Origin of the sequence: uncultured Anaerococcus sp., from assembly GCF_963510915.1 — a bacterium.
Classification (GTDB): domain Bacteria; phylum Bacillota; class Clostridia; order Tissierellales; family Peptoniphilaceae; genus Anaerococcus.
In genome coordinates this window covers 1-5,934 of record NZ_CAUPHG010000091.1, presented here as the reverse complement: position 1 = coordinate 5,934, position 5,934 = coordinate 1, and the positions used below count along the sequence as shown (strand labels likewise).

Below are 5,934 nucleotides of genomic sequence, written 5' to 3'. Positions count from 1 at the left end.
GCCCAGGCTGACATGACAGATGAAGAAGCCATGAAAGATTTAGGAATCAAAAACTTTGATATAGCGGTAATTGCAACTGGATCTAACATCGAATCTTCTATTGAAGCTACCTTGTTATGCAAGGATGCAGGAATTACTACTGTAATCGCGAAAGCCACAACAGCCACTCACGAGAGAATCCTAGAAAAAATCGGTGCGGATAAGATAATTTTCCCAGAACTTGATAGTGGCGAGAGGCTTGCCAGGGTGATTTCTGGATCAAATTTACTTGAATTTATAGAGTTTTCTAATGAATTTTCTCTTGCAGAAGTCAGAGTCCACCAAGCTTGGATAGGCAAGGATCTCAAGGATTTAGATTTCAGAAACAAATACAACCTTAATGTAGTCGCATTTGAAAGAAATGGGGCCACTATTATAAATCCGGGTCCACACACAAAAATCGAGAAAAATGACCTGGTTGTTTTGTTAGGAAAAAAAGAAGATGTAGAAAAAGTTTCTAGCGAAGAATAAAGAACAAAGTAGAGGAAAACGACAGGAAAACACAAAAATATTGGAATATAGAAAATAATAAAAAAATTTGAAATAGTTTGCATAAGTTGGGAAATGTGTTATAATATAATCAGCTATCAAATAGCTAGGTTTTTCATTATTAATTCCTTATAGTTTTCCCTTATGAAAACTAGGACTAACTTATTCTTTTCTATTGAGAAGGGGCCTTGAGGTCCTTTTTCTTTTGTAAAAAAAGAGACAAAAGTAGACGAAAAATTTGCTTTAAATTTATTTGTAAGCTAATCATTTAAAAAATAAATATTTTATGTTATAATAATATTAATAGGATAGAGGTTAATATGAATATATTAGTAATTGATGCCCAAGGCGGAGGTCTTGGCAAACAACTTGTCGCATCTATTAGAGAAAAGCATTTAGATTTAGATATTACTTGCGTGGGTACAAATTCTCATGCTACAAGTGCTATGCTCAAGGCGGGTGCAGACCGCGCTGCCACAGGCGAAAATGCCCTTGTTTTTAATTGTCAGAAGGCAGATGTAATTATAGGGCCGATAGGAATCCTACTTACAAATTCTATGTGTGGGGAAATTACAAGTAAAATGGCAGAAGCTGTTTCTATATCAAGAGCCAAAAGGATTTTGATACCCTTTCTTCACGAGGATAACATAATTGTAGGAGTTAGTGATTACTCTATGAAAAAATTAATAAGTTTGGCTCTAGAAGAGCTAGAAAAAATAATATAAGCGCTTATCCATGGCCCGCAAGTAGTGGAGCCTAACTACAGAAGTAGTATTATTTTGGGATATTAGCTTTAATATATACTTATACTATGAAGGTATAGAAAAATCTCCAAGAGGTTTTTCTATGCCTTTTTTGATTGAAAAAACCTATATGATAAATAATTTATAATTATAGGGAAAATAAAAATAACTAGGGAGAGCTTGTTGGAATATACCAACTAAGAATTTCAAAGAAAAGCCAATCCTAGTTTCCTATAGATATGCCTTGTCAATTGATAAGGCGGTGGTTTGTATCCTATTTTAAAAACTAAAAAACTTCTTTATCAAAAAATCTTGTTAAATATTTTATCTTTTGATGGTATTTGCATGAAAAATAGGCTAGAAACCAATACTTTAGATAAAACCACACTGGCTATTTGGATAAAATTATAAAAGATTGAAGAGCCATGAGGATTAAAGGCATATTTCCTTTCTTCTCTCAATCCTCATAGTGGTTTTATTTCCTTTCTTCTCCTGGGCGGGAACTTGGACTCTTACATATTTTAGTCCTTTCTTCCCTGCCCAAACGAATAAAAGTGGGAGCAATCTCCCACTTATCATATATTAAAAATTATTTATTTTGGCAAATCTGCCAAATGACCCGACCTAAATTCTGATGGTGTCATGCCCAGGTGTTTTAAAAAGTTTCTCAAAAGGGTCTTTGGTGAATTGTAACCAACACCTATAGCTATATCTGTGATTGGCTCGTCAGTGTTTACTAAGAGGTCACAAGCCGCATGAACTCTTACCTGATGGAGGTAGGAATAGAAATTTTGTTCCATGAAGTAGACGAAAATCTTGTTAATCTCTTTTGGTGTTAGGTCAAATTTCTTTGCTACTTCCAAGATTTCTATATCCTTGGCATAGTTTTCATTTATAAAGTCAATTAACTTTAAATCTTCAGGCTTGAAAGTAAAAGTAGCATCACCTACAATTAGTTGGTTAAGTTTCCTAAAGTCCTTGGTAGTCATAGACTGCTTAGACTGAAATACCTTCGATAGTTGGGCGGGATCTGAGTAATGAACCGCCTTTGATATTTCCTTTAGGGTCATTGATGTGTGAATTAATAAAAATTTTGCTTTATAAATCCTAATCTCATGCAGGATATCCAAAAACCCTAGGTTAGTCACGTCTTTTATATATTGGCTAATGGCAGATTCTGACATAAGGAAAATTTTTGATAAGACCTCTAGACTTATGTCCTTGGATGAATTTAAAAACATATACATAAAGATGTTTTCTGGCTTGGTAGCGATTGATTCTTGGAAGGTATATGAATCGTTAATGTACCTCATGTAAACAATTAAAAGCTCAGTTATCTTGCAAACAAGAAAGATAGTTGAAAATTTTTTCTTGGTGTGGATAATTTGGTTTAGAGAATGCACCCCAACTTCATTTTTGATATCTTCAAAGATATCTTCAATTTTATCGCACGCTTCTAGGTCATAGAGAGCAGATTCGCTGCTATAAAGACATTTAATAAAGTCAACTTCTTCCTTATTAAGGTTTAGCTGGCTTTTCATGTAAATATTTATAAGGTTGAAATTATATACCAAAAGGTAGTAGGAAATATCATTTTCGACTTCTATAATCTCAGAGGTTTGCCAGGGAAGGATAGAGATGACTGCACCTGGGGTCATTTTATAAACTCTATCTTGGATTTTGATTTTGCCTTCTCCTTCTAGGATATACAAAAACCTACTGTGTTTATGCATAAGTGGCAGGGTTTTTCCCTTATCAGACTGGATGTCAAAACTGATAAGATTTGATTCTGTTATAGACGAGGAAAACGAATCCTGTAGTGTTACATATTTTTTTCCCATAAAAGAAAGCCTCCTTCTTATATATTATTTTATCTTATTCAAATTTCAAGAAATTCCAAAAAAATCAAATAAAAAACGTTTGCTACACAAAACGATTGCTATAATTTAACGAAAAAACTTTAAAAAAGACGATTATTGAATATCTGACAAAAAAATCAACTCTATTTGTCCGAAAAGAATTCGAAAAATATGATATTATATAAGTGTGAAATCGTTACTATATTTATTGGTAACAAAAAATAATAAAGGAGAGATTATTATGGCAAAGAATTTTAGAGGAAAATCATTCTTAAAATTACTTGATTTTTCAACAGAGGACATCAGATACTTATTAGATTTATCTAAAAACTTCAAGGACATGAAGAGAGCTGGTATCCCACACAGATATCTAGAAGGCAAAAACATTGCTATCATATTCGAAAAAACATCTACAAGAACAAGATGTTCATTTGAAGTAGCTGGTTATGACCTTGGTATGGGCGTAACATATCTTGACCCAACAGGATCTCAAATCGGCCACAAAGAATCTGTAGCTGATACTGCTAGAGTTCTTGGTAGAATGTATGATGGTATCGAATTTAGAGGATTTAAACAAGAACACGTTGAAGATCTTGCTAAATACTCAGGCGTTCCAGTATGGAATGGTCTAACAGACCAATGGCATCCAACACAAATGCTAGCTGACATGCTAACAATCGAAGAACATTTTGGACGTCTAAAAGGTCTAAAATTTGTATACTTCGGCGATGCTAGAAACAACATGGCAAACTCTCTAATGGTAGTTTGTGCTAAACTTGGTGTTGACTTTGTAGCATGTGCACCAAAAGAATTATTCCCAGAAGAATGGTTAGTTAAAGAATGCGAAAAAATCGCAGCATCTAACTTCTCAACAGTTACCCTTACAGAAGATGTAGACGCAGCAAGCAAAGACGCTAACGTAATCTACACAGACGTTTGGGTATCAATGGGTGAACCAGAAGAAGAATGGGAAAAGAGAATTAAGATTCTTAAACCATACCAAGTAACAAAAGAAATTATGGCAAATGCAGATAAAGAAGCCATCTTCCTACACTGCCTACCATCATTCCACGACAAAGAAACAAAAGTCGGCAAAGAAATATATGAAAAATACGGTATGGAATCAATAGAAGTAACAGACGAAGTATTTGAAAGTGCTCAATCATTTGTATTTGAAGAAGCAGAAAACAGAATGCATACTATAAAAGCAGTTATGTATGCTACCCTTTGCTAGTTTTTAAGTGAAACTAGACAACAAAACACAAGGATGGAACCGGCGTTAGGGAGTAATTTTGGATTCTTGAAAAATTTCACTAGTCCAAGGTCAAACCTTTCGGCCAGGGTTCCATATAAAAAGGATTTATTATGCAAAATATATTAGATATGATATCAAAACTTACAGGTTGGTTCTGGGGATGGCCTATCCTTATAGTATTATTGGGTGGCGGTCTTTTAATCTCATTCAGAATGGGATTTGTTCAAATAAAATACCTTCCTTTCGTACTAAAGCAAACGTTTGGAAAGATGTTTAAATCTGATGTTGGTGGTGAAGGATCAGTTTCACCATTCCAAGCAGCATCAGCAGCCCTTGCTTCATCAATAGGTGCAGCTAACATAGTAGTAGCTCCATCTATAATCTTTACAGCAGGTCCAGGAGCAGTTTTCTGGATGTGGATAGCAGCTCTTATCGGACAAGGTACAAAATTTGCAGAAATCGTACTTGGTATTAAATACCGCGAGAAAAACGCTGATGGCGAGTTCGTAGGTGGTCCTTCTTATACTTTTAAAAAAGGTATAGGTGGTACACTTGGTAAGATAATGGGATTTTTGGTTTCTTTCTTCTTTATGATTGAAATCCTTCCATCTATTACTCTACAAACAATCTCAGCAGTAGGACCACTTGAACAATTAGGCCTAAGCCGTATTGTTGCAGCAGCAGTTATTTTCGTATTAGTAGTATTAGTAGCTTACGGTGGTATCAAGAGAATCGCTCAAGTAACTGAAAAAATGGTTCCATTAATGGCAGCTGTCTATATCATAGCAGGTCTTATAGTTATAATCATGCACATCGACCAAGTTCCAGCAGCTTTCAAAGAAATCTTTGTTGGCGCTTTCAACCCAAGAGCTATAGGCGGTGGTGTTGCAGGTGCAGGTATATCAGCATTAATCAAAGCCGGTGCAGCAAGAGGTTGCTACTCTAACGAAGCTGGTATGGGTTCAGCTCCATACGCACACGCTACAGCAGTTACTGACCATCCATGCCGTCAAGGTATGTGGGGTATCTTTGAAGTTATCTCTGATACAATTATAGTATGTACAATCTCTGCCCTTGTTGTATTAACAACAGGTTTATGGCAAAATCCAGATATGAAAGATATCGGAGTTGAAAGAGCATTTAACTCAGCTTTCGGTCAAATCGGTACCGCAATAATCGCAGTTTCACTCTTCCTATTCGTACTTTCTACAATCATAGTAATCGTATTCTATGCTGAAAAACAAGGTGAATACTTATTTGGTACAACAGTAGGTAAGATAGTTAGGTTTATAGCTTGCGCTATGATCCTTCTTGGTGGTTTTGTATCATTTGATAACGCAGGAGTATTTCTTGATGCAACCCTAGGTCTTGTAGTATTTACCAACATGGTTGGTATGATTATTCTAAGTGGCGAGATTAGAGAACTTGTTGATGAATTCTTCAAAGACCCTAAATTCTACCCAGGAGCTAAGTAAAAATTAAACTATTAACAGGTGCATAAAACTAAAAATGTCCGATTCTTTCGGATATTTTTAGTTAAGGCATTTGA

Annotated in this window: 5 protein-coding genes; 4 read left to right on the top strand and 1 reads right to left on the bottom strand. The window is 35.1% G+C overall.

The window, feature by feature from the left end; all coding sequences use genetic code 11:
• Together RQ893_RS07440 and RQ893_RS07435 are read left to right on the top strand one after the other, a co-directional pair.
• The coding region (locus RQ893_RS07440; RefSeq protein ID WP_311482404.1) for a TrkA family potassium uptake protein at positions 1 to 510 on the top strand (510 nt) is incomplete at its 5' end.
• Between the two features lie 338 nt (positions 511 to 848).
• Positions 849 to 1,253 (top strand): DUF3842 family protein, encoded by a 405-nt coding sequence (locus RQ893_RS07435; RefSeq protein WP_311482403.1) that lies wholly within the window; start codon positions 849 to 851, stop codon positions 1,251 to 1,253.
• 611 nt (positions 1,254 to 1,864) lie between these two features.
• Here RQ893_RS07435 and RQ893_RS07430 read toward each other — a convergent pair.
• Positions 1,865 to 3,112 carry a helix-turn-helix domain-containing protein gene (locus tag RQ893_RS07430; protein ID WP_311482402.1) on the bottom strand — a complete coding sequence of 416 codons (1,248 nt, stop codon included), beginning with the start codon at positions 3,110 to 3,112 and terminating at the stop codon, positions 1,865 to 1,867.
• Positions 3,113 to 3,371: 259 nt separating this feature from the next.
• Here RQ893_RS07430 and argF point away from each other — a divergent pair, with 259 nt between their 5' ends.
• Together argF and RQ893_RS07420 are read left to right on the top strand one after the other, a co-directional pair.
• Positions 3,372 to 4,364, top strand: a complete 993-nt coding sequence (gene argF, locus RQ893_RS07425) for an ornithine carbamoyltransferase (RefSeq protein WP_311482401.1) — start codon at positions 3,372 to 3,374, stop codon at positions 4,362 to 4,364.
• A gap of 131 nt (positions 4,365 to 4,495) precedes the next feature.
• The gene (locus RQ893_RS07420; protein ID WP_311482400.1) at positions 4,496 to 5,860 is read left to right on the top strand and encodes an amino acid carrier protein; all 1,365 of its coding nucleotides are present in this window, start codon (positions 4,496 to 4,498) and stop codon (positions 5,858 to 5,860) included.
• Positions 5,861 to 5,934 lie beyond the last annotated feature (74 nt).

What these genes read in the sequence shown, in the direction of transcription:
- RQ893_RS07435 (WP_311482403.1), top strand. Translation starts at nt 849, where the DNA reads ATGAATATATTAGTAATTGATGCCCAAGGCGGAGGTCTTGGCAAACAA.
- RQ893_RS07430 (WP_311482402.1), bottom strand. Translation starts at nt 3,112, where the DNA reads ATGGGAAAAAAATATGTAACACTACAGGATTCGTTTTCCTCGTCTATA.
- argF (WP_311482401.1), top strand. Translation starts at nt 3,372, where the DNA reads ATGGCAAAGAATTTTAGAGGAAAATCATTCTTAAAATTACTTGATTTT.
- RQ893_RS07420 (WP_311482400.1), top strand. Translation starts at nt 4,496, where the DNA reads ATGCAAAATATATTAGATATGATATCAAAACTTACAGGTTGGTTCTGG.